Below are 277 nucleotides of genomic sequence, written 5' to 3'. Positions count from 1 at the left end.
GCCATACTCACACCATGCTTACGAAATAGCTCCATAGGCGGTAATTGGGTTTCACGCAGGAAGTAAAAAGCGCCCGGTAACAATACTGCCGTCATATCCGCCGCTTTCATGGCAACAACGCCAGCTTCATCTAAAAACTCAACATGATCAGAAGAGAGTGCTTGATAATGCGCGGCTAATTCAGTGCCACCTAAGTTAGACAACTGCTCAGCATGGACTTTAATCGGTAATCCATGCACTTTCGCCGCCGCAAATACTTTTTCGGTTTGCGCTAAGC

The 277-nt window shown here is 47.3% G+C and carries 1 pseudogene; it reads right to left on the bottom strand.

The features are described from left to right. Nucleotides 1-277, bottom strand: a pseudogene (locus AAEZ08_RS22855) (imidazolonepropionase); the annotation flags it as partial.

Source organism: Pseudomonas sp. E45-MNA-CIBAN-0222 (assembly GCF_040310405.1).
Lineage (GTDB): Bacteria > Pseudomonadota > Gammaproteobacteria > Pseudomonadales > Pseudomonadaceae > Stutzerimonas > Stutzerimonas stutzeri_AC.
This window is presented reverse-complemented; position numbering and strand designations above follow the sequence as displayed.